This window comes from Nonomuraea phyllanthi (genome assembly GCF_006334985.2).
GTDB classification, from domain to species: Bacteria; Actinomycetota; Actinomycetes; order Streptosporangiales; family Streptosporangiaceae; genus Nonomuraea; species Nonomuraea phyllanthi.
In genome coordinates this window covers 539753-563425 of the sequence record NZ_VDLX02000003.1, presented here as the reverse complement: position 1 = coordinate 563425, position 23673 = coordinate 539753, and the positions used below count along the sequence as shown (strand labels likewise).

The 23673-nt window shown below is 68.8% G+C and carries 20 protein-coding genes; 12 read left to right on the top strand and 8 right to left on the bottom strand.

Annotated features, from left to right (window positions below):
- Nucleotides 1–4: 4 nt before the first annotated feature.
- Both FH608_RS11365 and FH608_RS11360 read right to left on the bottom strand, forming a co-directional pair.
- Nucleotides 5–1483: an ABC transporter substrate-binding protein gene (locus tag FH608_RS11365; RefSeq protein WP_226899301.1), complete on the bottom strand. Its 1479-nt coding sequence runs from the start codon at nucleotides 1481–1483 to the stop codon at nucleotides 5–7.
- A gap of 188 nt (nucleotides 1484–1671) precedes the next feature.
- Nucleotides 1672–4053, bottom strand: a complete 2382-nt coding sequence (locus tag FH608_RS11360) for an AfsR/SARP family transcriptional regulator (protein ID WP_139630371.1) — start codon at nucleotides 4051–4053, stop codon at nucleotides 1672–1674.
- Between the two features lie 335 nt (nucleotides 4054–4388).
- On the opposite strand from FH608_RS11360, the gene FH608_RS11355 reads away from it, so the two are divergent.
- Both FH608_RS11355 and FH608_RS11350 read left to right on the top strand, forming a co-directional pair.
- Complete coding sequence (locus FH608_RS11355; protein ID WP_139630370.1) at nucleotides 4389–5045, top strand: 4'-phosphopantetheinyl transferase family protein; 657 nt, start codon at nucleotides 4389–4391, stop codon at nucleotides 5043–5045.
- A gap of 149 nt (nucleotides 5046–5194) precedes the next feature.
- On the top strand, nucleotides 5195–5563 hold the full coding sequence (locus FH608_RS11350; RefSeq protein WP_139630369.1) for an STAS domain-containing protein: 369 nt from the start codon (nucleotides 5195–5197) through the stop codon (nucleotides 5561–5563).
- A gap of 172 nt (nucleotides 5564–5735) precedes the next feature.
- Here FH608_RS11350 and FH608_RS11345 read toward each other — a convergent pair whose 3' ends face one another.
- Nucleotides 5736–7601, bottom strand: coding sequence for an ABC transporter ATP-binding protein (locus FH608_RS11345; RefSeq protein WP_139630368.1), 1866 nt, complete (start codon nucleotides 7599–7601; stop codon nucleotides 5736–5738).
- A gap of 274 nt (nucleotides 7602–7875) precedes the next feature.
- On the opposite strand from FH608_RS11345, the gene FH608_RS11340 reads away from it, so the two are divergent.
- Nucleotides 7876–9864 (top strand): DUF7507 domain-containing protein, encoded by a 1989-nt coding sequence (locus FH608_RS11340; RefSeq protein WP_139630367.1) that lies wholly within the window; start codon nucleotides 7876–7878, stop codon nucleotides 9862–9864.
- 191 nt (nucleotides 9865–10055) lie between these two features.
- Here FH608_RS11340 and FH608_RS11335 read toward each other — a convergent pair whose 3' ends face one another.
- Both FH608_RS11335 and FH608_RS54325 read right to left on the bottom strand, forming a co-directional pair.
- Nucleotides 10056–10466, bottom strand: a complete 411-nt coding sequence (locus tag FH608_RS11335) for a nuclear transport factor 2 family protein (RefSeq protein WP_139630366.1) — start codon at nucleotides 10464–10466, stop codon at nucleotides 10056–10058.
- 115 nt (nucleotides 10467–10581) lie between these two features.
- Entirely contained in the window at nucleotides 10582–10965 is a 384-nt protein-coding gene (locus FH608_RS54325) for a hypothetical protein (RefSeq protein ID WP_394367668.1), read from the bottom strand.
- Between FH608_RS54325 and FH608_RS11330 the strand changes: the two genes are divergently transcribed.
- The 5 genes from FH608_RS11330 to FH608_RS11310 all read left to right on the top strand — a co-directional run bounded on the left by FH608_RS11330 (nucleotide 10856) and on the right by FH608_RS11310 (nucleotide 17720).
- Nucleotides 10856–11671: a right-handed parallel beta-helix repeat-containing protein gene (locus tag FH608_RS11330; protein WP_394367671.1), complete on the top strand. Its 816-nt coding sequence runs from the start codon at nucleotides 10856–10858 to the stop codon at nucleotides 11669–11671. The genes FH608_RS54325 and FH608_RS11330 overlap by 110 nt on opposite strands.
- 455 nt (nucleotides 11672–12126) lie before the next feature.
- Nucleotides 12127–13104 (top strand): ABC transporter permease, encoded by a 978-nt coding sequence (locus FH608_RS11325; protein ID WP_139630364.1) that lies wholly within the window; start codon nucleotides 12127–12129, stop codon nucleotides 13102–13104.
- A 1-nt stretch (nucleotide 13105) separates the two neighbouring features.
- Nucleotides 13106–13945, top strand: coding sequence for an ABC transporter permease (locus tag FH608_RS11320; protein WP_139630363.1), 840 nt, complete (start codon nucleotides 13106–13108; stop codon nucleotides 13943–13945).
- Nucleotides 13942–16011, top strand: coding sequence for a dipeptide ABC transporter ATP-binding protein (locus tag FH608_RS11315; protein WP_139630362.1), 2070 nt, complete (start codon nucleotides 13942–13944; stop codon nucleotides 16009–16011). The genes FH608_RS11320 and FH608_RS11315 overlap by 4 nt, the downstream gene beginning before the upstream one ends.
- Nucleotides 16008–17720, top strand: coding sequence for an ABC transporter family substrate-binding protein (locus FH608_RS11310; RefSeq protein WP_139630361.1), 1713 nt, complete (start codon nucleotides 16008–16010; stop codon nucleotides 17718–17720). Before FH608_RS11315 ends, FH608_RS11310 begins: the two co-directional genes overlap by 4 nt.
- Nucleotides 17721–17775: 55 nt before the next feature.
- Here the strand turns inward: FH608_RS11310 and FH608_RS11305 are convergent, their stop codons facing one another.
- Nucleotides 17776–18615 carry an NAD(P)H-binding protein gene (locus FH608_RS11305; RefSeq protein ID WP_139630360.1) on the bottom strand — a complete coding sequence of 280 codons (840 nt, stop codon included), beginning with the start codon at nucleotides 18613–18615 and terminating at the stop codon, nucleotides 17776–17778.
- Entirely contained in the window at nucleotides 18612–19673 is a 1062-nt protein-coding gene (locus FH608_RS11300; RefSeq protein WP_226899299.1) for a saccharopine dehydrogenase NADP-binding domain-containing protein, read from the bottom strand. Before FH608_RS11300 ends, FH608_RS11305 begins: the two co-directional genes overlap by 4 nt.
- Nucleotides 19674–19758: 85 nt before the next feature.
- Between FH608_RS11300 and FH608_RS11295 the strand changes: the two genes are divergently transcribed.
- Nucleotides 19759–20349, top strand: coding sequence for a TetR/AcrR family transcriptional regulator (locus tag FH608_RS11295; RefSeq protein ID WP_193318352.1), 591 nt, complete (start codon nucleotides 19759–19761; stop codon nucleotides 20347–20349).
- On the opposite strand, the gene FH608_RS11290 is transcribed toward FH608_RS11295, so the two are convergent.
- Entirely contained in the window at nucleotides 20350–20763 is a 414-nt protein-coding gene (locus FH608_RS11290) for a peptidase inhibitor family I36 protein (RefSeq protein ID WP_139630358.1), read from the bottom strand. It lies immediately after the preceding gene.
- A gap of 285 nt (nucleotides 20764–21048) precedes the next feature.
- On the opposite strand from FH608_RS11290, the gene FH608_RS11285 reads away from it, so the two are divergent.
- From FH608_RS11285 to FH608_RS11275, 3 genes are all read left to right on the top strand, one after another.
- Nucleotides 21049–22281 carry an AAA family ATPase gene (locus tag FH608_RS11285; protein WP_226899297.1) on the top strand — a complete coding sequence of 411 codons (1233 nt, stop codon included), beginning with the start codon at nucleotides 21049–21051 and terminating at the stop codon, nucleotides 22279–22281.
- A gap of 188 nt (nucleotides 22282–22469) precedes the next feature.
- The gene (locus FH608_RS11280) at nucleotides 22470–22919 is read left to right on the top strand and encodes an RloB family protein (protein WP_193318351.1); all 450 of its coding nucleotides are present in this window, start codon (nucleotides 22470–22472) and stop codon (nucleotides 22917–22919) included.
- A 46-nt stretch (nucleotides 22920–22965) separates the two neighbouring features.
- The gene (locus tag FH608_RS11275) at nucleotides 22966–23196 is read left to right on the top strand and encodes a hypothetical protein (protein WP_139630356.1); all 231 of its coding nucleotides are present in this window, start codon (nucleotides 22966–22968) and stop codon (nucleotides 23194–23196) included.
- Nucleotides 23197–23673 lie beyond the last annotated feature (477 nt).

The window sequence follows — 23673 nt, the reverse complement described above, 5'->3', positions numbered from 1 at the left end:
GCCGTCAGCGCTCCTTGATGTCGTAGACGGGGAACTGCGCGTTCAGCCCGTTGACCGGGTAGCCCGACAGGCGCGACGAGCTGACCACGATCTGCGGGTTGAGGTAGAGCCAGTCGCTGGCGGCGTCCTCGGCGATCCTGCGGGCGGCCGTCCGCATCATGCTCGCCTGCGTCTCGGCGGTGGCGGACGTCTCCGCCCTCTTGATCAGCTCGGCCACTTCGGGGTTGTCGTAGCCCCAGTAGAAGCCCGGGTCCCCGTACCAGCGGATGTCCCTGTCGTTGACGTGCTCCTGCAGGGTCGCGGTGAAGTCGTGGCGCTGGTAGACCTTCGTGTACCACTCGTCGGCCGTGATGATCCTGATGTTCACGGTGATCCCGACCTTGGCCAGTTCCGACTTGACGAACGTCGCGATGGTGGGGTGCGGGTCGTAGTTCGGCGTGTCGAGGGTGAAGGTGAAGCCGTCGGGTAAGCCGGCCTCGGCGAGCAGCTTCCTGGCCAGCGCGACGTCGTACGCGTTGAGCCGGCACAGGTCCTCGTACCACGGGTCGCTGGGCGGCACCATCGAGCCGATCAGGATGCCGTGGTCGCCCCAGATCGAGCGCAGCAGCTTCCTGTCGTCGATGGCGGCGCTGACGGCCCTGCGCACGAGCGCCCTGTCGAACGGCGGCTCGCGGTCGTTGAAGGCCAGCAGGAGCTTGGTCGTGGACGTGCCCTCGCTGATCCGGAAGCGCGGGTCGCCCTCGAACTGCGCCAGCGCGTCGGGGCTCTGCTCGCTGGTCACCAGGTCGACCACGCCGGTCAGCAGCGCGTTGTTGAGCGCGCTCGCGTCGGTGTAGTAGTGGAACACGGCGCCGTCGTTGTCGGGGCGCTCGCCCCAGTAGCCGTCGAACCTGTCGAGGGTCAGCGACGAGCCGCGCCGCCACGTGCCCACCTTGTAGGGGCCCGTGCCGTCCTCCGTGGTCGCGGGGTCGCGTACGGCGTCGTTGACGATCCACACCTGGCTCAGGTTGTAGACGAACGAGACCGACCGGGTGGACAGCGTCACCACGACCGTGGACGGGTCGGGCACGTCGATGCCCTTGATCACGCTAAGGTCGCCCTTGCGGGCGGACTTCGAGCCGTCGCCGATGATCCGCTCCAGGCTGTGCTTGACGTCGGCGCCCGTGAGCGGGTCGCCGGAGTGGAAGCGCACCCCCTCGCGCAGGGTGAACGTGTGGGTGAGCCCGTCGCGGCTGACCTTGTGCCCGGCCGCCAGCAGGTTCTCGACCTGGCCGTCGTCGGTCAGCCTGAACAGCCCCTCATAGACGTTGCCGGCCAGCGCCTCGATCACCCCCTGCCCGCCGCCGCCCGCGTTGTCGAGGTTCTGCGGCTCGTACAGAGAGCCGACGTCGATCACGGAGGCGGGCTCCGCGGGCGGCGTCGACGTCCCGCAGGCCGTGAGGACAAGTGCCAGGCCGATGAACAGCGCCGTCTGCCTTTTCACGATGTCTCTCCCCAGATGTCGCCCTACGGCACGACCAGCGAACATTCTCCTGTCCTTCGCTAGCCGCGCGATGGCGTCGATCCGAACAATCCCCGTCGCGATGCCCCATTCGGATCTGCTTTCCAGTCAAGCACATGGGGAATTGACGGAATTTGACACTATGAGCGGAATTTCACCACAATTTCTGGTCAATTCTCTGATGCTCTGAACACCTCGGATCCGGGCTCCGGTGAATAACGCCACCCGGCCGTCCGCGCGTCCGTCCCGGCCGCCGCCGCGGCCGGGCGGCGCGCCTCCTCCGGACGGTGGTCGAGCCGGCACATGGTGCTCAGCGAGCCCAGCAGCGCGGCCACGCCGGTACGGTCGCCCGCGCGCTCGGCGGCGGCCAGCGCCACCTCGTGGCTCTCCCGCCAGTCGTCGAAGTGGCCGCCCGACTCGAAGAGCGGGAGCATGCTCAGGGCCAGCGCGCCGCACAGCCGGGGCAGCCCCGCCTGGGCGGCCTGCCGCACGCCGGCGAGCAGCAGCCGCCGCTCCCGCTCCATCCAGCACAGCGGCACCACGGCCAGCTCCCCGGCCAGCTCCGGCGGCATCCACCGGCACCCGCCACCACCCGCGGACGGCCTCCCGCCACCGGGCACCTCCCCCACCAGGTCGTCGTAGGGGCCAGGAGCGATCTCGGCCACGAGGTCGTCGTGGCGGTCACGGGCGGTCTCGGCCACCAGCAGCAGGGCGCCCAGCATCCTGGCCAGGGCGTCGCCCCTTTCGGTGGCGGACTCCTCGGCGGCCAGGCGCTCCTTGGCGAAGACCCGGATGAGGTCGTGGAAGCGGTAACGGGCCTCGGCGCCCCTGCCGACGCCCACGGCCTCGACCAGCTGGACGTCCGCCAGGTCGGCGAGCAGGTCCTCGCCTTCGGCCGGCGGCCGGCCCACGAGGGCCGCGCCGATCCAGGCGGGGAACTCCCCGACGTCGGGGATCGCCAGCCGCCTGAACAGCCGCCTCGCGTCCTCGTCCAGGGCGTCGTAGCTCAGCGTGATGCTCCCCCTGACGCCCATGTCACCGTACCGGAGCTCGTCCAGCCGCCGCGTCTCGTCCCGCAGCCGCTCCACCAGCCGCCGCAGGCTCCACAGGGGCCGGGCGGCCAGGCGGGCGCCGGCGACGCGCAGCGCGAGCGGCAGGTGCCCGCACAGCGCGGCCAGCTCCACCGCGGCCTCGGGCTCCGCGCCCACCCGCTCGGCCCCGGCGATGCGGGACAGCAGCTCCACCGACTGTCCGGGCTCGAAGACCGGCACCTCGACGTGGTCGGCCCCGGCCAGCCCGGACAGCCGCCTGCGGCTGGTGATGACGACGGCGGCGCCGGGGTGGCCGGGCAGCAGCGGCAGCACCTGGCCCTCGCCGGCCACGTCGTCCAGCACGATCAGCGTCCTGCGGGCGGCCAGCAGGTGGCGGTACGTCTCGGCGCGTTCCTCCAGCCCTTCGGGCACCTCTGAAGCGGGCACTCCGAGCGCGGTCAGGAACCGTTCGAGGACCTGCGAGGGGCTGACCGGCCGCCCGGAGCCCGCCTGCAGGGCGGCGAAGAGCCGGCCGCCGCGGAAGTGCCGGGCCAGGTCGTGCGCGGCCCGCGCCGCGACGCTGGTCTTGCCCACCCCGGCCTTGCCCACGATCACGGTGACGGGCACCGCGAGGCGCGCCCGCGCCGGGCCGTCCCCGCCCGTCAGGTGCGTACGGATCCGAGCCAGCTGCTCCGCGCGCCCGGTGAAGTCCGCCACGGGCGGAGGCGGCGGCATGCCGGTCAGGCTCGCCCGCCCGCGCACGCGCTCCGCCAGGTCCGGGTGCTCCTCGTCGGCGAGGATGGCCTGCTGGAGCAGGCGTAATCGCTCATTGGGCTCGATGCCCAGCTCCTCGGCCCAGGTCTGCCGCGTCTGCCGGTACACCTCCAGCGCCTCTGCCGGCCGCCCCGACCGGTACAGCGCCCTCATCAGCTGCCCGCGCAGCTCCTCGCGCAGCGGGTAGTCCCTGACCAGCCGGGTCAGCTCGCCGACCAGGCGGTCGTGGCCCCCGAGGTCCAGCTCCAGCCGTACGCACTCCTCGGCGGTGGTGATCCGCTCCTCGGCCAGCCGGCCGGCGGCGGCCTGCACCAGGCCGCTCCTGATGCCGTCGAGCGCCGGCCCGCGCCACAGGGCGAGCGCCTCGCGGTACAGCTCGATCGCCCTGGCCTGCCGGCACTCGTCCCTCGCCTGCCTGGCCCGCGCGAGCGCCGTCTGGAAACGGTGCACGTCGAGCCGCTCGCCGGGGATCTGGATGGCGTACCCCTGGGCGGTGGTGACGATCAGCCCGGCCTGGCCGTACCCCCCGAAGAGGCGGCGCAGCCCGGACACGCACACCTGCACCTGGGCGCGCGAGGTGACCGGCGGGTGCTGCCCGTACACGGCCTCCATCAGGCGATTGACTGTGACCGTGCGGTTGGCGTCGAGCAGGAGCGCGGCCAGCACGATCCGCTGCCGCGCGCTCCCCAGGTCGAGCGACTCGCCGCGACTCTCGGCGGTCAGAGGTCCGAGCACGTAAAAGTCCACCGGTATCTCCCCCGCTGAGAAACCCGCGTGTCGGTGACGTCCCCACCCCCCGTTGGCGAAGACATGAGCATTACCGCACAGCACCGTGGAAATGTCTACGGAAGTCACCAGTTCATGACATTAAGTAATTTGTTGATTTTTCATCAATCTTCTCCTGATAACGGCGATGACCACAGAGCGTGGACGGCCACCCCCTATCTGCCCTTATCCAGGGCGAACCGGCCCGAGAAACCCCGCCGCGCGATTCCCCCGGCTTCCGGCGCCCGGTTACGCTCACCTCGTGACCAGGCCGGAGAAGCGCTTTTCCGAAAAGCCCGGCCTGCGAGGGAGACATCATGATCGAGGCCATCCTTCCCCGCTGCGTGGTAGCGGCGGACCTCTTTCACGATCCCCCTGACGCGACGCTCTTCCCCGAAGAGGAGAAGGTGATCGAGGAGTCGGTCGAGAAGCGGCGCAGGGAGTTCGCCACGGCGCGGCTGTGCGCCCGCACGGCGCTCGGCCGGCTCGGCCTGCCGCCCGCGCCCGTGCTCCCCGGCCTGCGCGGGGAGCCGCAGTGGCCGCACGGGGTGGTCGGGAGCATCACGCACTGCGCGGGATACCGGGGGGCCGTGCTGGGCGACGCCACCAAGGTGGCGACCGTCGGGATCGACGCGGAGCCCAACGACGCGCTGGCCAACGGTGTCCTGGAGGCCGTCTCGCTCCCCGAGGAACGCGCCCACCTGCACCGCCTGTCCGCGCTCCACCCGCACGTGTCCTGGGACAGGATGCTGTTCAGCGCCAAGGAGTCGGTGTACAAGGCGTGGTATCCGCTGGCCAAGCGCTGGCTGGACTTCGAGGACGCGGTGATCACCTTCCAGCCCGCGACCGGCACCTTCTCGGCGCGGCTGCTGGTACGGGGGCCCAGGGTCGACGGCAGGCGCCTCGACTCCTTCTCCGGGCGGTGGCTGGTCGACCGGGGGCTGATCGTCACCGCCATCGTCATCCCCCGCTGACCCCTCGGCCCCGATCAGCGCGACGGCGGCAGTTCTCAGGAAATAGTCAGCGGCGGTGACTAGGCGGCACACGGGTGTCCGGATATGGTGCGATACGGGCAAGCCACACACCTGCGCACCGTCTCCCGAACCCGATCGATGGGCACCGTATGCCGGATCTGTCGTTCGCCACCCAAAGGTTACCGGGCGTGAGCGTGATCTCTGTGGCCGGCGAGGTGGACGTCGTCACGGCCGGGGAGCTCGACCGCCACATCCGGCGCAGCCGGCGGCTGCCGGGCGAGCACGTGGTGATCGACCTCAGCGAGGCGCACTTCCTCGGCAGCGCGGGCCTTCGCGTCCTGCTCAACACGCACGCCTTCGCCCGCCAGCACGGCGGCAGCCTGCACCTGGCGGCGCCCGACCCGAAACTGGCGCGCATCATGGAGCTCACCCAGGCGCACACCGTCCTGCACGTGCACGCCACCGTGGAGGACGCCGTGCTGGCGGCGCTCGACGCCATGCTCTCCTCCTCCTGCTGACCCCGCCGCACGCCCACCTGCAGCCCCGGGACTCCACCTCTCACCTCAGGCCTTTCACCTCCCACCCCGAGGAGCGGATGCGGGCGTCGCGTGACTCCCACGCTCGGGGGGACGCGCCGACGACGCTCGCTCCCCGGGTGAGCGGGCCGGCGGCAGGCGGCGCGGGGGCATGTCAGCGGTAGGCGGCGGCCTGGAGAGTGTAGAGGTCGGCGTAGAGGCCGTTGAGGGACATCAGAGTGGCGTGGTCGCCCTGCTCCGTGACCTTCCCGCGGTCGAGCACGTAGATCCGGTCGGCGTAGCGCACGCTGGCCAGCCGGTGGGTGATGAGCAGAACGGTGCGCCCGTCGGAGTGGTGGCGGATGCGCTCGAAGAGGGCGTGCTCGGCGCGCGCGTCGAGGGCGGCCGTCGGCTCGTCGCAGATGAGCAGGTCGGCGTCGCGATGGAAGCCGCGAGCCACGGCGATGCGCTGCCACTGGCCGCCGGACAGCTCGTGGCCGTCCTTGAAGCGGCGGTCGAGCCAGGTGCGGTAGCCGTGCGGGAGGCCGGCGACGACCTGGTCGGCACCGGCCACCGCGGCGGCCGCGAACAGGGCCTCCTCCCCTTTGCCGGTGCCCATCGTGATGTTGTAGCGGGCGGTCAGCGGCCAGCGGGTGTGGTCCTGGGCTATGACGGCGATGCGCAGGCGCAGGCCGTCGGGATCGACCTCGCGCAGGTCGGTGTCGTCCCAGGAGACGGTGCCGGTGTTGGGCTCGTAGAGGCCGGAAAGGATCTTGGCCAGGGTGGTCTTGCCCGAGCCGTTCTCTCCGACGAACGCGATGACCTCGCCGCGCTTGATCTCGATGGACACCCCGCGCAGCGCCGGCTCGTCCGCGCCCGGATAGGTGAAGGTCACGTCGGAGGCCACGATGCGGTCGAAGCCCTCGGGGGTCGGTGCCGGGCGGGCCGGGGTCACGCGGAGCTCGGCCTTCGCGCAGAACTCCAGGAAGTCGGTGAAGTAGAGGCCCTGCTCGTAGAGGCGGTTGGTGGCGTAGAGGAGGCTGCTCAGCGAGGACTGGCCCGACCTGATCGCCAGGACCGCCGTGCCGGCCACCGCCAGGGGGATGGCGGCGACCGCCAGGAGCACGCCGAGCGCGACGTAGACCAGGACGGTGCCGAGGCCGCCCAGCGCCTCGCCGACCACGCGGGCGAAGGTCTGACGCCTGGCCAGCCGCAGCAGCACCTCCTGCTCGGCCCTGGCGACCATGTCGTACATGCGGAGCAGGAAGTGGCGCATCGTGAACGAGCGCACCTCGGCGGCGGCCGCCCGCTCGGCCAGCAGCTCGGCGATGATCCACTTGCGGCGGCGGGCCGGGATCAGGCCGTACATCGTCGCGTAGCGCATCCGGGCGCTGCGGACCGCCGCCCAGGCGTCGGGCACGACCGCGAGCAGCAGCAGCGGCAGCAGCACCGGGTGGAGGACGCCGAGCACGCCGGCCGCGGCCACGATGCCGACCGCCGCCGTGACCACGTCGACGGCCGAGGAGACCACCGAGTCGGCCACGGCCACGCCCCTGCTCTCGGCGCGCTCCAGGGCGTCGTGGAACTCGGGGTCGTCGTACGCCACCAGCTCCACCCGGCTGGTCAGGTCGTACAGCCGCTCCTCGGTGAGCCGGGAGATCTGCGGTGTGAGGCGTGACTCGGCCCAGCCCGCGCCCGCCTGGACGGTCGTGCGCAGCACGGCCGCGCCCCCCACCAGGGCGAGGCTGGGCAGGGCGGCCACCACCCGGTCGGGGGTGGGACCCTCGCTGAAGAGGGCGGTGAGGACTCCGGTCGTGGCGAGCAGCCCGAAGGCCGTGAACACCCCGCCGAGGAGGTTGAGCACGATCGCGGCCAGGGTGTCGCGCGGGCTCGCGCCCCAGGCCATGCGCATCGCCTGGGCCACGAGTGACGGCAGCCGCCTGGCGATGGCCAGGAAACCGACCTCGGCCATCTTCTCGTTGTGGGCGCTCCAGTGGGGGGTGGCGATCTCGCCGATCTCGAGAGGCTCGTCAACCTGCATGCCCGGAGTATGCGGGTGGGCACTGACAGTTTCATGTGGCCTCCCGGTGGGCTTTTCCGAACCGTGGTCCTGTTCGACCAGGCGGTGTCGGCAGGCGTGTCGCACATGGCTCGTTGTGGAGCGAGCAACAGGACGGCTCATGGTGATCGTTTGACATGTCGGTCAATCGATACCCGTGCACGCACGCCTACTTTTGGTGTCTGTGAGGAAACGATCTGCTACCACTCGATCGAGAATTATCGAATCCGGCCTGAAACGGTGGGCCATATCCGGCGTGGCGCTTCTGGGCACGTTGTCGGCCTCGCTCCTACCGGCACAGCCGGCCGCGGCGCAGCCGGTGCCGCTGGTCGAGGAGGACTTCACGGGAGCCACCGCGATCCCGGAGTTCCGAGCCGTGGGATCCGCCTGCCTGACCGGTGCGCCAGCCGCCGAGCCACCAGGGCCGGGTGACCGCCCTCTCAGGGGGTGTCCAGAGAACGCCGCGGGGCCCGTGCCGCCGACCGGAGCGGCCCCCTACGGCTACCTCCAGCTGACCAGTGCCGACAACGACCAGACCTCAGCCGTCCTGTATGACGAGCCGATCCCGGCCGGACAGGGCCTGGAGGTGACCTTCGAGCAATGGCAGTACGGCACCACCACGCCGGAGTTCTCGCCCGCCGACGGCATCTCCTTCTTCCTCATCAACGGCGCCGCCACGCTCGACCGGCCCGGCGCCTTCGGCGGCAGCCTCGGATACGCCCAGAAGCTGCCCGACGACAACCCCGCCAACGCGTTCGAGCCCGGAGTCAACCAGGGCTACGTCGGCGTCGGCCTGGACGTCCTGGGCAATTATTTCGGAGACTGGGAACAGCGAGGCCGCGGCTGCGCTCAGCGTTCACCAGCCGGCACCGGGTTCCGGATCCCGGCCCCGGGGGCCAACATGGTGACGCTGCGAGGGCCCGGTGACGGAACGGAGGGCTACTGCTTTCTGACGGCCACCACCAGTAACTTCACCACCACCGGGCCGTGGCCCTCGACGTTGCCGGGCCGGTTGCACGGAGAAACGACGACGGTCCCTGATGACCCCCAGGCGGCGCAGGCCGCGCTCGAACCGTCGCGCCGCACGGTGAACGTCCGGATCACCCCGGCGCCCGACCCCGTGCTGACCGTGTCGATCGACTTCAACGACGGCAACGGCATGCGGCAGGTGCTGTCCACGCCCGCGCCCGCACCGGTGCCCTCGACGTACAAGTTCGGGTTCGCAGCCTCCACCGGCCTGTTCACCGACGTCCACCTGATTCGTAACGTCGTCGTCCGCCCCGTGGCGGAGCAGCCGGAATTGACGCTCGTCAAGCGGCTCGCGGACGACTCACCGTTGCCCGACCCCGTGCCGGTGGGCACCACGGTGCCGTATGAGTACGCGGTGACCAACAGCGGGAACATGAACATCACCGACCTGGCCGTGAACGACGACGTGGTGGACGAGATCACTTGTCCGCGAACCACCTTGGACGTCGGAGAGACGATCATCTGCCGGGGTGTCCACACCGTCACGCCGCAGGACGCCGCACGAGGCTCGGTCACCAACACCGCCGCCGCTACCGGCAGGGCAGACTCGACAGAGGTCACCTCCCCCGAATCACGGGTCACGATCCAGGTCGCGGGCGACGACGGAACGCTCGAGCTGGACAAGAGCGTCGACAACTCCCGGCCGTACCGTCCTGGGGACACGGCCATCTACCGATACGCCGTCACCAACAACTCCGGTAGCACGGTGGACGACCTGCGGATCGACGACAGCCACATACAGGACATCACTTGCCAGGCCACCACCCTTGACCCTGGCTCCACCACCACCTGCACGGGCACCTTCACCGTGCCCAGCAGCACGGGCGACAAGCCGACGTGCAAGGGGCACGGCTGCCGCCGCTCCGTCACCAACACCGCCGTGGCCAGAGCCGGCGACCTGACCTCCGCCCCGGTCACGGCCACCATCCACGTGGTGCAAGGGCCGCACCACGGCACGCCGGGGAAGCCCAAGGAGCCCAAGGAGCCCAAGGAGCCCGAGAAGCCCGAGAAGCCCGAGAAGCCCGAGAAGCCCGAGAAGAAGTTGCACCATCCCTGGGCACCACACCACGGCACGACATCGCAGTACGACTCGGTGACTCCGGAAGAGAGCCATGTAACCCTGAACGAGACCTGGATGTGGATCACCGACTCTCCTGATCGTCCCGGTGACGAGGAGGTGTCGATGGGCACGAGAACCGCCTCGGCACGCGGGTAACGAAGCTCCCCGGTGAGCATCAGCGGTCACCAGAAGTAGGACGGCATCCCATCGGGCAGAGGTCGCAGGGGGCCGGTGGGTTGCCGTGCTCGGCGGGCGCGAGGGCATGCCCGCCGCTCCGGTGGGAAACGCCGGACAGGCGGGGGCGCCTGACGGCGTGCCCCGGTTCGCGCGCGTGGGCGGCGTGCTTCTCAGGAGCGCTCGCGGGCGAACGGCGGCGGCGCGGAGGGCGACTGGAGGGGCCCGCTGAGCTGGATGTTGGCGATCAGCCAGCGGCCGTCCTGGCGTACGGCGACCAGGGTCAGCCGGAACGAGTCGTTCACCTCGTGACCCATGACCGAGGTGCGCTGCTCCTGCACGCCGCCCACGATCGCGGCGTCGCCGTGGAGCCGTGCCCGGGGGTCGAGGATCTCGAAGTGGTGGTTCTTCAGGTCGCCGCGGTGGCGGGCCGCCCACTGCTGCCGGTCCAGGACGAACCCGACGGGGCCGATGCCCGCGAAGTCGTCGGTGAGGAGGGCGTCGAAGGCGTCGGCGTCACCGTCCCGCTCGGCCGTGGCCCAGCGGCGTACGAGGTCGAGGACCTGGTCCTGGGTGTCGTTCATGGTCTACCACCTTGCGGTTCTCAGTTAAGCGGGGAAAATCTCTCCACTTAACTGTGGCACGAAGGAGGAAGATGACACAACAGCGCCGGCCGGCCGGCCTTGGCGCGTGAAACTTTCAGCGCCGCTTTACCGCCGCGCCGGGCACCCTCGACCGCCCCCTCGCGACGATCCAGCGGGCCATCGACCTCGCGCGTCCGGGCACGGTCATCTCCGTACGCGGCGGCACGTACGCGCTCACGTCCAACCTGCAGATCGCCAGGAGCGGCACCGCGTCGAACCCGATCACGCTGGCCGCGTACGGCTCGGAGAAGGTCCTGATCGACGGCGAGGCGCTGCCCAACACCCCGGCCCCGGTCGGCGGCAGCATCCCCAACGCGCAGCGCGGGGCCATCCACATCGAGGCGTCGCACTGGCGCATCGCCGGACTGGAGATCGCCAACGGGCCGTACGGGATCTTCTGCAGGGACTGCAGCGGCAACGTCTTCGACCGGATCGTCACCCGCGACAACTACGAGAGCGGCCTGCACATCCAGGGTGCCTCCGGGGGCAACCTCATCCTCGATCTCGACAGTTACGGCAACCGCGACCCGCGCAAGAACGGCGAGAGCGCCGACGGCCTGGCCATCAAGGAGGGCAGCGGCGCGGGCAACGTCGTGCGCGGCGCCCGGCTGTGGAACAACTCGGACGACGGGTTCGACGCCTGGGAGTTCCTGTCGCCGATCCGCATCGAGGACAGCGTCGCGTACGGGAACGGCTTCAACCGCTGGGACCTGCCCGACTACACGGGCGACGGCAACGGGTTCAAGCTGGGTGGCGGCGACGAGGACCTGCCGGCGGCGCACGTCGTCACCAACAGCATCGCCTTCCGCAACCAGGTGGGCGGGTTCGTCGACAACGGCAACCCGGGCGCGCTGAGGCTGAGCCGCGACACGGCCTGGCGGAACGGCGGGACCGGTTTCGACTTCTCCGACTCGGCCGCCACGCTCACGCGCAACCTGGCCGCGAGCAACGCGGTACCGGCCGGGCTGGGCGGGGCGGCCGGCGGTGGCGGCAACTCCTGGGATCTCGGCGGGACGTGGGACGACGGTGCGCTGATCAGCACCGACCCCTCGACGCTGACCGGGCCGCGCCGCCCCGATGGCGGGATACCGCGGTCGGCCTTCCTCCGCCCCAAGCACGGCACCGGGGTGGGCGCCCGCCTCTGACCCGCCCCGCTGCCTCTGACCCCGTCCCACTCTCCCGCCTGCCGTACCAGAACTCCGTCCGGCGCCCTCCGGGCGGATGCGAACCGGGCAGGCGAGCGCGGAACTCACTTGACGGCCAGATCAACGTGAAGTGGATCACTCCGCGAAGATCCTACTTTATGTCCGGATTCTGTGACACTGACCCCCGCGAACCCCCCGTAAACCCCCTCTAAATGATGTACGTTTCCGCAGGTCAGACCCCTTCCGGTAAGACTACCGACCACCCTCGCCGATCTATTGCGAGTGACCTTAACGTTATGCCGGACGGTTTCTGACCGTTATATTTTTGCTTATATTCTGCGCGTTGATCGCCATCTCGACGTGCTAGTCCATTTCTCAGCACGAGATGGGTTTTCGTTGCGGGGACACCTCTCCGGATGGAGGCACGTGCCCCCGGTCAGCGCGAACGGAGAGTAATGGGTAAGTACCTGCTCCGCAGGTTGGCTATAAATGTGATCTTGGTTGCCGTGGCGGCGAGCCTCGCGTACATGCTTGCCGCCACGACCATGAGCCCGCGGGCCGCCTACCAGGGCCGCCAGCCGCCCATCGCCGAGTCCGTCATCGACGCCACGCTTGACGCCTACAACCTCAACGACAAGACCCCTGTGCTCCAGCGCTACGGGACCTGGGCCAAGGGCGTCCTCACGGGAGACTTCGGCAGGACCTGGAACGGCGGCTCGGTGAACCAGGAGATGGGCCGGCGGATCTTCGTCAGCCTGCGCCTGCTGCTCATCGGCACGATCCTCGGCTTCGTCGTCGGGGTGGCGCTGGGAGCGGTCTCGGCGGTGAAGCAGTACAAGCTCAGTGACCGGTTAATCGGCGTCAGCTCCTTCGTGATCATGGCCTTGCCCGTCTTCCTCCTGGCCACGCTGCTCGCGATGGCGACGTACAGCCTGAACGACGGGCTCGGGTTCACGCTCATCGAGTACACCGGCGAGTACAACCCGAAGCTGTCGGGCTTCGACCAGTTCCTCAACCGGCTGAACCACCTGATCCTGCCGACCATCTCCCTGAGTCTCGGCTCGATCGCGTTCTACAGCCGCATCCAGCGCAACATGATGCTCGACGTGCTCGGCCAGGACTTCGTCCGCACGGCCATGGCCAAGGGGCTGCGCCGCAGGACCGCGCTGACCAAGCACGCGCTGCGGACCGCGCTGATCCCCTCCGCCACGTACTTCGCCTTCGCGTTCGGGACGATGTTCACCGGAGCCATCTTCACCGAGAAGATCTTCGCCTGGCACGGCATGGGCGCCTGGCTGGTCGACTCGATCAACGCCAACGACGTCAACTCGGTGGCCGCGGTGACCCTCTTCACCGCGATCTGCGTGCTGTTCGCCGCCTTCCTGTCGGACCTGCTGGTGGCGGCTCTCGATCCTCGGGTGCGGGTGAGCTGACATGCGATCGAAAGTCGTCCTGCGGCGCCTGTTCCGCAACAAGCAGGCCCGTTACGGCATCTCCGCGCTGGTGCTGCTGATCCTGCTGGCGTACGTGGGCCCGTTCATCGGCCCGTACGACTGGACCGACAAGGACTTCCTGGCCTTCATGTCGGCCCCCGGCAGCGACCACTGGTGGGGCACCGGCGCGATCGGCCAGGACATGTACGCGGTCACGCTGCGCGGCATGCAGAAGTCGATCGTCATCGGCCTGCTGGTGGCGCTGATCGCGACCGGCCTCGCCGCGATCGTGGGATCGTTCGCCGGATATTTCGGCGGGTGGGTCGACAAGGTGCTCATGTGGGGTGTGGACCTGCTGCTCGTCCTCCCCAGCTTCCTGATCATCGCGATCATCTCGCCGCGGCTGAAGGGCGGCTCCTGGCTCTGGTTCGTGGTGCTGCTCGCCGCGTTCAGCTGGATGATCACCTCCAGGGTGGTCCGCAGCATGACGCTCTCGCTCAGGGAGCGGGAGTACGTCCTGGCCGCCGCCTACATGGGCATCCCCCGCTGGAAGATCATCTTCCGGCACATCGTGCCCAACCTGTCGTCCCTGCTGATCATCGACGCCACGCTCAACGTCAGCCTCGCGATCATCGGTGAGGCGGCGCTGTCCTTCTTCGGCTTCGGCGTCCAGCCGCCCGACGTCTCTCTCGGCACGCTGATCGCGGAGGGCTCCCGCAACGCCACCGGTTACCCGTGGTTGTTCGTCTTCCCGGCGGGACTGCTCGTCCTGCTGGTGCTGAGCATCAACCTCATCGGCGACGGCCTTCGTGACGCACTCGACCCGGGGAGCAACTCGTGAGCATCTTGGAGGTCAGGGACCTCACCGTCACCTTCCCCGGCGGCATCGAGGCCGTGCGCGGCGTCAGCTACGACGTCGACCGCGGCGAGGTGCTCGGCATCGTCGGCGAGTCCGGCTCCGGCAAGTCGGTGACCTCGCTGGCCGTCATGGGCCTGCTACCGCCGGGCGCCGTGGTCAGCGGGTCGGCCAAGCTGCACGGCCGCGAACTGCTCGGCATGGACGAGGACGAGCAGATCAAGGTACGCGGCAAGTCGATCAGCATGATCTTCCAGGATCCGCTGTCGGCGTTCACGCCCGTCTACTCGATCGGCGACCAGATCGCCGAGGCCGTGCGCGTCCACCAGAAGATGGGCAAGGACAAGGCCGCGAAGCGGGCCGTCGAGCTGCTCGACCTCGTCGGCATCCCGAACCCGGACCTGCGGGCCAAGTCGTTCCCGCACGAGTTCTCGGGCGGCATGCGGCAGCGCGCCATGATCGCCATGGCCATCGCGAACGACCCCGACCTGCTGATCTGCGACGAGCCCACGACCGCGCTCGACGTCACCATCCAGGCGCAGGTGCTGGAAGTCCTCATGACCGCGCAGCGGGAGACGGGCGCCGGCATCGTGATGATCACGCACGACCTGGGCGTGATCGCGGGCATGGCCGACCGCGTGCTCGTCATGTACGCGGGCCGGCCGGTCGAGCAGGGGCCGGTGGACGACATCTACTACCGGCCGCGCATGCCGTACACGATGGGCCTGCTCGCCTCGATCCCCCGGGTCGACGGCGAGGAGGGGCCGCTGGTGCCCATCGAGGGCAGCCCGCCGTCGCCGGCGGCGCTGCCGCCGGGCTGCCCGTTCGCGCCGCGCTGCCCGATGAAGGTGGACATGTGCGACGACGAGGAGCCGCCGCTCACCGCCTTCGGCGCCGGACGGCACGTGGCGTGCATCCGTTCGCACGAGATCGAGCACAAGGGCCTGACGGGCGCCGACGTGTTCCCCGTGCCGGTCATCCCGCCGAGCGACGTGGTACGGGTGCCGCGCGCCGAGCGCGCCACGGTGCTCGAGCTCGACGACATGATCCGGCACTACCCGCTGATGAAGGGCGCGGTCTTCAAGCGCCGCGTCGGCACCGTCTTCGCGGTGGACGGCATCAGCTTCGACATAGCAGAGGGCGAGACCCTTGCCCTGGTCGGGGAGTCCGGCTGCGGCAAGACCACCACGCTGCAGCAGATCATGCAGCTGCAGCCGCCGCAGGGCGGCCGGGTGGTGGTGCTCGGCAAGGACAGCGCCAAACTGGACAAGTCCGAACGCAAGGGGCTCCGCGGCGACCTCCAGATCGTCTTCCAGGACCCGATGGCCGCGCTCGACCCGCGCATGCCGGTCGGCGACATCATCGCCGAGCCGCTGCGCGCGCACGGCAGGAAGGACGCCTCCGCGCGGGTCGCGGAGCTGCTGGAACTCGTGGGGCTCGCCCCCGAGCACGCGGAGCGCTACCCCAACCAGTTCTCCGGCGGCCAGCGCCAGCGCATCGGCATCGCCCGCGCGCTCGCGCTGGAACCGAAGCTGCTGGTGCTGGACGAGCCGGTCTCGGCGCTGGACGTCTCCATCCAGGCGGGCGTGATCAACCTGCTGGAGGAGCTGAAGAACAGGCTCGGGCTGTCGTACCTGTTCGTGGCGCACGACCTGGCGGTGGTCAGGCATCTGGCCGACCGCGTGGCCGTCATGTATCTCGGCAGGATCGCCGAGATCGGGACGGTCGAGAACGTCTACGACCACCCGGCCCACCCCTACACGCAGGCGCTGTTGTCGGCGATCCCGCTGCCCGACCCCGAGAGGGAGCGCACGCGCAAGCGGATCCTGCTCGAAGGCGACCTGCCCAGCCCGGCGGACCCCCCGTCGGGATGCCGGTTCCGCACCCGCTGCCCCAAGTTCGCCGTGCTCAGCGAGGCCGAGCGGCGGCGGTGTGTGGACGAGGAGCCCTCGGTTGCCAGGCTCGCGAACGTCGTGGACCACGGCGCCGCCTGCCATTACGCGGAGGAAGTCGAGGTCATCACGGCCTCGGACAATCAGGAGGAAGAGTGAAGGTTCGATACCGGGCGGCGGCAGGACTCGCGGTCCTGGCGATGGCCGTGGCGGCCTGCGGCGGTGGCGGCAGCGAGAGCAAGCAGCCGAGCGCCCAGCAGTCGCAGCAGGCACAGCAGAAGATGGCGGAGACCCCTGCCATCAGCATCAACCCCGTCCCGTACGACCAGGTCAAGGACGGTGGCACGCTCACCCTGGCGATCGGCCAGTGGCCGAGCCAGTGGAACGGCAACCACGTCGACGGCAACCAGGCCGACACGGCGGACATGCTGGACTGGATCATGCCGCAGCTGATGGTGGCCGACGAGGGCGCCCAGTGGAAGGCGAACCCCGACTACGTCACCGACGTCAAGATGGACATGTCGTCGGGCAAGCAGACGGTGACCTACACGCTCAACGAGAAGGCCACCTGGTCGGACGGCACGCCGATCACGTACAAGGACCTCCAGGCCCAGTGGAAGGCCAACAGCGGCAAGAACGACAAGTACAAGCCGGCCTCCACGGACGGCTGGGACAAGATCGAGTCGATCGAGAAGGGCGACTCGGACAAGGTCGCGGTCGTCACCTTCGCGAAGCCGTACCCGGAGTGGCAGGGCCTGTACAACCGGAACTCCTCGTGGCTCTACCCGGCCAAGAGCATGGAGACGCCCGACGCGTACGAAAAGGACTACCTGCAGAAGGTCCCGGTCACCGCGGGCCCCTTCAAGGTGGAGTCGATCGACGAGGGCACCAAGACGCTCACGCTCGTGCGTGACGACAAGTGGTGGGGCCAGAAGGCCAAGCTCGACAAGGTCATCTTCCGGGCGATCGAGACGCCCGCCGCGCAGGTGAACGCCTTCGCCAACGGCGAGCTCGACGCCGTGTCGATCCCGTCGGGCGCCCCGGCCGAGCTGAAGCGGGCCAAGGAGGTCCCCGACGCGGACATCCGCAAGTCGCTCAGCCCGAACTGGCGCCACTTCACGGTCAACAACCAGAGCGAGATCCTGAAGGACAAGAACGTCCGGCACGCGATCGCGTATGGCATCAACCGTGACGTGATCACCCAGTCCGACCTGAAGGACATGGACTGGCCGCTGCAGACGCTCGGCAACCACGTCTTCATGAACAACCACAAGGGCTACGTCGACAACTCCGGCGACCTCGGCAAGTACAACCCGGAGAAGGCCAAGCAGCTGCTCGACGCGGCCGGCTGGAAGCTCGACGGAGACGTCCGCAAGAAGGACGGCAAGGAACTCGCGCTGGACTTCGTCATCCCGACCGGTACCCCGGTCTCGCAGACGGAGGGCGAGCTCACCCAGGCCATGCTCAAGGAGATCGGGGTCAAGATCAACATCCGCCCCGTCCCGCTTGACAAGTTCTTCACGGACTACATCATCAAGGGCGACTTCGACCTGGTGCCGTTCTCCTGGATCGGCAGCCCGCTGCCGATCGGCTCGCTGAAGCAGATCTACTTCACCGGCTCCGAGAGCAACTTCCCGAAGGCCAGCGACCCGGCCGTCGACGCCGCCATCCAGGCCGCGGTGGACGAGATGGACCCGGCCAAGGCCATCGACCTGGCCAACGCCGCCGACAAGCTGATCTGGGACATGGTGCACACCATCCCGCTGTACCAGCGGCCCGAGATCCAGGCGACCAAGAAGACGCTCGCCAACTACGGCGCGCGCGGCTACAAGACCTACGACGTCACCGCGATCGGCTTCACCGCCTGATCCACCGTCCATGGTGAACCCCCGGCCGGGATTCCGGCCGGGGGTTCGGCCTTCTTCAGCGCCGGTCGAACTCGCGCAATGTCATCGGCGGGCGCCCGCCGTACCGCTCGATGCTCTCCGTGACCCGGTAGAGCGGGTGGTCGCCGGAGCCGATGAAGCGGAAGATCGCCCACAGGTGCGTCAGGTGCTCGACGGCGTACGGGTCCCCGTAGACGGCCGCCGCCCGCGCCTCCCACTCCTCGGGCGGCAGGTCCGCGTACGAGACGCCGAGCGCGTCCGCCGCCTCCCCGATCGTCGCCATCTGGCCCGTCACCAGGCACACCGGCTCCGCCGGCCCCGGGTCGAGCAGGAGCCCGGCCGCGACCCGCGCCACGTCCGCGCCGGCCACCAGCGGGACCTTCGTATCGGACGGCCCGAGCGGGAGCGCCAGCGTGTCACCCGACGTGGCGACGGCGAGGTTCTCGAAGAACACCGCGGCCCGCAGGTGCACCGCGCCCACCCCGGCCCAGTCGAACACCTGCTCCGCCACCCAGTGCCGCCGCATTCGCGGCGTCCCGGCCTGCGGCGACGCGTCGAGCTGCGACACCTCGACGACGCGCTCCACCCCTTCCTCCCTGGCCGCCGCGGCGAACGTGCCCGCGGCGTCGAGCAGCCCGGCCGTCACCGGGTAGGTGAAGAACGCCCGGCGGATCCCGCGCATGGCGGGCCGCACCGACGCGATCTCCCGCAGGTCGCCGACCACCACGTCCGCCCCGAGCTTGCGCAGCTCGTCGGCCCGGTGGTCGTCGGAGTGCACGAAGGCGCGCACGGCCTCGCCGCGCTCCAGCAGCATGCGGGCGACGTGCCGCCCGGTCGAGCCCTGGGGCCCGCCCGCCGCCCCGGTGACGAGAATCATCGCTCCTCCTCCGGCTGGGTGCGGTTCTCGGGCAAGGCGCGGTCCTCCGGCAGGGTGAGGGTGAACAACCCGAGCCGTTCCAGATCGCGCAGGAACGGCCCGGCGTCGAACGCCTCGGCCGGGCTGTACACGCCCGGCTCCCCCGGACGCTCCGCCAGCCTGACCGCGGCCTCGACCGAGGCCAGCGCGCTCAGCCGCCACAGGTCGCGCCCGTTGACCTGCCCCGCCCGGTTGCCCTGCCCGTCGATCACCTGGACGGCGACCGTGAAGGCCGAGCCCGCCCGGGTCTCGGGGTCGGCGTCCTCGCTGGTGAACACCTCCGGCTCCGCGAACGTGCCCGCCGTGAGCTGGGCCTCCACCCGCCGCGTGCGTACGTGCCTGGGGACGGTGACGACCTCGGAGAACGGGACGGGGGCGATCATCGTGCGCGGGCCGAGCGGCGGCGGGAACGGGAAGACGGCGTTGCGCGGCTCGACGTAGCCGACGTGCTGCTCGCCGCCGTCGTAGGTGATGCGCCGCGTGTCGGCGAACAGCAGCTCGGCCGTCTTCTTCGCCCCCGTGGTCAGCCGCCAGTCGCTCACCGCGTACGCGCTGACCACCCTGTCGGCGTCCGTCGCGCCGTCGGCCAGCGCGCCGGCGAGCAGGTCCCCCATCCCGCCGTAGAAGCTCATCGCCGTGACCATGGTGATGCCCGCCCTCCTGGCCGGCTCGGACATGGCGTCGAACATCCACTTCGTGTGGTGCTGCTCCAGGGCGTGGTCCACGTAGTGGCAACCGCCCTCGGCCGCCGCTTGGGCGACCGGCCGGCCGGTGTGCGTGAACGGGCCCGCGCAGTGGACCAGCACGTCGGCGCGCTCCGCGAGCGCGCGTAACGCGGCCGGATCGTCCAGCGGGGCCTCGTGCACGAGCGCGCCGCCGAGCTCGCCTGACAGGGCTTTGAGCGCTCCGCCGTCACGACCGGCCAGGATGACGTCCCGGCCGCGGGCGCGCAGCTCGGCCGCGACCAGGCGTCCGGTGTGCCCGGTGGCTCCGTAGACGGCGATGTGCGGTGAGGACACGACCCACCTCCATGATTCATACTGATGGTACGTAACTTCGTTACGAAGTTACGTACCGCGAGTATGCAAGTCAATGGGGAGCACGATGATCCGCCGTACCCAGGCAGAACGATCGGACGAGACCACGGGGCGGCTGGTGCGGGCCGCGCGGGAGCTGTTCGGGGCCCACGGCTACGCGCCCACGTCGATCGACGCGGTGGCCGCCGCGGCCGGCGCGACGAAGGGGGCGGCCTACCACCACTTCGGCGGGAAGCTCGCGCTGTTCCGCGCGGCGTTCGTGGCGGAGCAGGAGGAGGTCGCGGCCGCGCTGGAGCGGATCCCGGCCTCGGAGTCCGACATCTGGGCGGCGCTGCGTCGCGGCTGCCGCACGCTCCTGGAGCACTGCCTCGATCCCGGCTTCCGGCAGATCGTGCTGCTCGACGGGCCGTCGGTGCTGGGCTGGGAGACCGTCAGGGAGATCGAGTACGCCCACACGCTGCGCGTACTGCTCGGCGGGCTCGAACTCGCGGCGGCGGGCGGGCAGATGGCCGACGGCGACCTGCCCGTCCGCGCCCAGCTCGTCTTCGGCGCCCTGTGCGAGGGCGGCATGCTGCTGGCCCGCTCCGCCGACCCGGCGGCCGACCTGCCACGGATCGCCGCGGAGGCCGACCGGTTCCTGGAGGCGTTCAGGCTGTGATCAGCCGTGCGAGTCGACCACGCCGCTCTTGACCGAGAACTGGCAGGACTGGCCGTTCGGACCGTCGAAGCGTACGGACTGGAAGTAGTCGCGGAAGTCGATGTAGAAGTTGCCCTTGTCGCGCGGAGCCGTCACCGCCGAGCACCCGGTGTATCCGGTGCCCTCGAAGAGGTGGATCCAGGAGTCGGTCCGGTTCCAGTCGGACTTGCCGCGCTTGGCCATACCCAGCACGGCCAGGTCGGGGGTGTCGGTGTTGATCTGGATGATGTCCCCGGTGCCGTCGAAGCCGGAGAACATGCAGTAGTAGCCGTCCTGGCAGCGGTCGTACCCTTCGGCCGCCTGGGCGGGAGCCGCCAGCGCGGCCACGGCGGCGGCAGCGAGCGGTAACGCCACGAGGTGAAGCTTCTTGCCCACTATCCCTCCATAGGTGAAGGTTTCTTTCGTCATCGAACATACATGGCGAGATCTTGTCAGGAAAGAGGGTCATCCCACGGCATCCACGCGCCGCGCGCAACGTCGATCGCGAGCCGGCCCGCCTGTGGTGGACCAGCAGGCGATCCGCCGCGCACCGGCAGGCTGAGCCTGCCTTGGCCAGCCATCCCCTGTGCAACTATTCTGCAAGAAGTAGGCTGAGGGTTTGTCCAGGACGGAGTGACGGTCTACATGTTGCTGAGTTTCCGCACGGCGAACCATCGATCCTTGAGGGAGGAGCAGCATCTGCTGCTCACGCCGGCCTACGGCGACCAGGACGGTCACGACAGTGCCTGGCAAGCGGTGACCGTTGCGGCGATCTTCGGGCCGAACGCATCAGGCAAGTCGAACGTGCTCGACGCGATCAGGTATATGGCCTACGTGGTCAGATGGTCGTTTCGCGAGAACGAACCGGGGACAGGTCTGCGGCGAAACCCATTTGCGCTCAACAGCGATGAACCGTCCACATATGTAGTCGACTTGTCAATCGACGGCGTTCGCCACACGTATGGGTTTGCAGTAGACGACTTCGCCGTCGTGGAGGAGTGGCTGTACAGCTACCCACGCAAGCGCGAGCGAAAAATCTTCGAACGCAATGCCAGCGGCTTCTCGTATGGAACGACCACTCCCGATTCAATCAAAGCCTTGGAGGATCTGGTAGAGCCGAACGTGCTCCTGTTGTCCGTAGGGGCGCGAGCTCGGCAGGCCATGCTGCAACCCCTCTATGGGTGGTTCGCCGCCCAACGCCTTCGCTCGCCGACCAGCCCCAGCAGGGTCGCAAGCAGGCTGGGGGCCTTTGGAGTCCCGCCCGAGCTGGTGAGATCCCTCGGGATCCCCGAACTGCAGAAGCGCATAGCGGATCTTATGCGGGCGGCGGATACCGGGGTGGTCGATTTTGAAATAGTAGAGGAAACCGACGAGGAGTTCGCACAAAGGGACGCTGTAAGAGAGAGGCTTGGAGCCGACTACGCGCCGCCGCGCCATACCGAGCTTCTGTTCCGGCACAAGTGCACGTCGGGTGAGTTCAGGCTTGCACTGCAAGACGAATCCGATGGCACACAGCAGATGTTTCACCTTGCCATGTCAGTACTTCCTGTTCTGCGATCCGGCGGCGTCCTCCTCGCGGACGAACTCGACGCGAGCCTGCACACATATCTGAGCGCAAAACTGATTCAGCTCTTTCAGGATCCGGTCAGCAACCCACTTGGTGCCCAGCTCATCTTCGCCAGCCACGACTCAGCACTGCTTGGCCGAGTGCAGGGTCGAGACGTCCTCAGACGTGACCAAATCTGGTTCACCGAGAAGGACGAAGCGGGTGGTACACAGATCTTCCCCTTGACAGAGTTCAAACCACGCAAAGAGGACAATAGAGAACGTCGATATTTGACAGGACGATACGGTGCCGTTCCCAATGTGGACGACGATCTCTTCATGACAGCGCTCGCTACGCGTGTAAATTAGGGACGTGTCCCCCCGGCAGCCTAAAGGCAACAACGTACCCACACGTCGATCCTCAATCGAGAGAAGATCGTCTCTCGAGCGCCGCAGCGCCGGCACCCGACTCGAACGCAAGCGCTTCCTGATCCTTTGCGAAGGCGAGACGGAAGAAGCTTACTTTGTCGGGATGCGCACGCGTGGAGGGCCGGTGCTTGAAGTGGCCAACCCTAAGGTTGATCACCTCAGGATCATTGAGGAGGGCCAAGCGACGCCAACTCGTCGATGATTACGACGACGATGACCAGATTTGGTGCGTTCTGGACACGGAACTGGACTCCAGGCTCGCCGAAGCGATGCTTGCAAAGGCCGGCCCCAAGGTTCAACTCGCTCTCTCCACCCCATGCTTCGACTTCTGGCTTCTGCTCCACCACAAGGATCATCGAGCCCCGTTTCAGACAGCGGGACATGTTGAGAAGGCATTGAAATCCGCGGTGCGCGGCTGGACCAAAGGAAGCACCCGCTTCGGCGACTTCCAGGACGGCATCGAGGTGGCGTGCCAGCGCGCCAAGGCCATCGATTCAGATGGAAACGACGACATGCGAAACCCGTCCAGCTCAGCGTGGAAGCTGGTGGAGTCAATCCGTGCCTCTGCAGGCGAATAGCGGGTAACCGAGTCCGAGTATGGCAATAGAGAAGACGTCGGTCAGCATGGAATCATGGATCTTGAACGCCGTGCGCAAGTACGCCGAGGAGAAGGGGCTCAGCGTCTCGGCCGTCCTCGCACGCGGCGCCCTGCGCGAGATCGCCGCCAGTCACACTCCTGCCACCCGCACCGCGATGTACGGCGCCGGCGCAGTGGCCACCCAGGAGGCCGACGAGCAGATCGTGGTCGAGGACCTGGCGTGTGCCATTGACGAGCACCGTGGCGAGACTACGTGAGCCACGGATTCGGCGAACTGCGGACCGTCCAACTCGGCGACCGCGACGAGGTCGGCCTGATCGTCTCCGGCGACTTCCGCCGTGCGTGGCATGATCGCCACAATCCTCGGTACCGCGGGCTGATCCGGCAGCGCCTCAAGGTACCGGGTCTTGGGCCTTCAATGGCGACTCGCCGAGGGCTGCGGACGACACGCCGCTGACCGACTGCGTGCGGTCGCGGTCAGAGCTCTCCCAGCACCCGACGGGCCAGGACGAACACGTGCCGATACCCCTGGACGGAGCCGCAACCCCCTACGGTCCCGCAGAAACCGCCGCCCACCCGAGTGTCTTCGGACGTCTGCCCCAGTCTGCAGGAGACCGCAAAAGGGATGATAAGGCGAACACCTCCGCTCTACTGATTAGCGGCTCAGCGAACATGGAAGCGACCTGGCCATCGAGACTGGCGGATGGATCCTTCGGCGATTTCGAGAATGACGA

Coding starts and splice junctions, on each gene's coding strand:
- FH608_RS11295 (WP_193318352.1), top strand. CDS start 19,759: ATGATCCGCCGTACCCAGGCAGAACGATCGGACGAGACCACGGGGCGG.
- FH608_RS11325 (WP_139630364.1), top strand. CDS start 12,127: ATGGGTAAGTACCTGCTCCGCAGGTTGGCTATAAATGTGATCTTGGTT.
- FH608_RS11345 (WP_139630368.1), bottom strand. CDS start 7,601: ATGCAGGTTGACGAGCCTCTCGAGATCGGCGAGATCGCCACCCCCCAC.
- FH608_RS11335 (WP_139630366.1), bottom strand. CDS start 10,466: ATGAACGACACCCAGGACCAGGTCCTCGACCTCGTACGCCGCTGGGCC.
- FH608_RS11350 (WP_139630369.1), top strand. CDS start 5,195: ATGCCGGATCTGTCGTTCGCCACCCAAAGGTTACCGGGCGTGAGCGTG.
- FH608_RS11305 (WP_139630360.1), bottom strand. CDS start 18,615: ATGATTCTCGTCACCGGGGCGGCGGGCGGGCCCCAGGGCTCGACCGGG.
- FH608_RS11355 (WP_139630370.1), top strand. CDS start 4,389: ATGATCGAGGCCATCCTTCCCCGCTGCGTGGTAGCGGCGGACCTCTTT.
- FH608_RS11320 (WP_139630363.1), top strand. CDS start 13,106: ATGCGATCGAAAGTCGTCCTGCGGCGCCTGTTCCGCAACAAGCAGGCC.
- FH608_RS11275 (WP_139630356.1), top strand. CDS start 22,966: ATGGAATCATGGATCTTGAACGCCGTGCGCAAGTACGCCGAGGAGAAG.